Origin of the sequence: Protofrankia coriariae, assembly GCF_001017755.1 — a bacterium.
Classification (GTDB): Bacteria; Actinomycetota; Actinomycetes; order Frankiales; family Frankiaceae; genus Protofrankia; species Protofrankia coriariae.
The window spans coordinates 21,993-23,594 of record NZ_JWIO01000033.1 but is presented as its reverse complement, the minus strand read 5'-3'; the positions used below and the strand labels follow the sequence as shown (position 1 = coordinate 23,594).

Here is a 1,602-nt window from a genome sequence, read left to right as displayed (position 1 = left end):
GGCGGCCTGCCGCGGCCCGCGGACGGGGACGGGCGGGAGCCCGCGATCGTGCTGGCCGCGCTGCGGTTCGGCAACATCCTGCTCATGATCCAGCCGCCGCGGGGGTTCGGGGAGAACCCGGTGGCGATCTACCACGATCCGGACCTGCCGCCGTCCCACCACTACCTGGCCGCCTACCGCTGGCTGGACGAGGAGTTCGGCGCGGACGCGGTCGTGCACCTGGGCAAGCACGGCACGCTGGAGTGGCTGCCCGGCAAGGGCCTCGGCCTGTCGGCGGGATGCGCGCCGGACGCGGTCCTCGGCGACCTGCCGCTGGTCTACCCCTTCCTGGTCAACGACCCCGGGGAGGGCACGCAGGCCAAACGCCGGGCGCACGCGGTCATCGTCGACCATCTGGTGCCACCGATGGCCCGCGCCGACACCTACGGTGACATGGCCCGGCTGGAACAGCTCCTGGACGAGCACGCCACCCTGGCCGCGCTCGACCCGGCGAAGCTGCCGGCGGTCCGCGCCCAGATCTGGACGCTGATCCAGGCCGCCCAGCTCCACCACGATCTCGGGCTGGACGAGCGTCCCGGCGACGACGACTTCGACGACTTCCTGCTGCACGTCGACGGATACCTCTGCGAGGTGAAGGACACCCAGATCCGCGACGGCCTGCACATCCTCGGCGCCGCCCCGGCCGGTGACGCGCGGGTGAACCTGGTGCTGGCGATCCTGCGGGCGTCGCAGGTGTGGGGCGGCACGGCGGGGGCGCTGCCGGGCCTGCGGGCCGCGCTCGGCCTGGTCGAGGGCGGCGGTGCCGCGCGGGTGGAGGTCGACGGTTTCGAGGCGGCCGCCCGCGCGCTCGTCGCCGGCATGGAGGCCGCGGGCTGGGACCCGGCCGCGGCGGCCGGGGTGCGCGCGGACGTCCTTACGGACGGCGAGGCCAGCGGTGGCGCCGCCGGTCCCGGCTACACCGAGGTCGAGCGGGTGCTCGCGTTCGCCGCCACCGAGGTGGTGCCGCGCCTGAACCGGACCTCCGACGAGATCACCAACGTGCTGCGGGCGCTGGGCGGCGGGTTCGTGCCGCCCGGGCCGTCCGGCTCGCCCACCCGGGGGCTGGTGGGCGTGCTGCCGACCGGGCGGAACTTCTACTCGGTCGACCCGAAGGCGATCCCGTCCCGGCTGGCCTGGGAGACCGGCCGGGCGCTCGCCGACTCGCTGCTGGCCCGCCATCTCGCCGACACCGGCTCCTACCCGGCCTCGGTGGGCCTGACCGTCTGGGGCACCTCCGCCATGCGCACGCAGGGTGACGACATCGCGGAGGTACTGGCGCTGCTCGGCTGCCGTCCGACCTGGGACGACGCCTCCCGGCGGGTGACCGGTTTCGAGGTGGTGCCGCTGGCGGAGCTCGGCCGGCCCCGGGTGGACGTGGTGGTGCGGATCTCCGGTTTCTTCCGGGACGCCTTCCCGCACGTGATCGCCCTGCTCGACGACGCGATCACCACCGTCGCCGGGCTCGACGACGAGGCCGACGCCGACAACCTGCTCGCCGCGCACGTCCGCGCCGACCTCGCCCGCGACGGCGCCGCCCACGGCGACCGGCGGCGGGCGACCAGC

General features: G+C 75.3%; 1 pseudogene. It reads left to right on the top strand.

Features of this window, described 5'->3' with window-relative positions:
• Positions 1-84 precede the first annotated feature (84 nt).
• A pseudogene (locus FrCorBMG51_RS34960) lies at positions 85-1,536 on the top strand (cobaltochelatase subunit CobN); the annotation flags it as partial.
• Between the last annotated feature and the right edge of the window lie 66 nt (positions 1,537-1,602).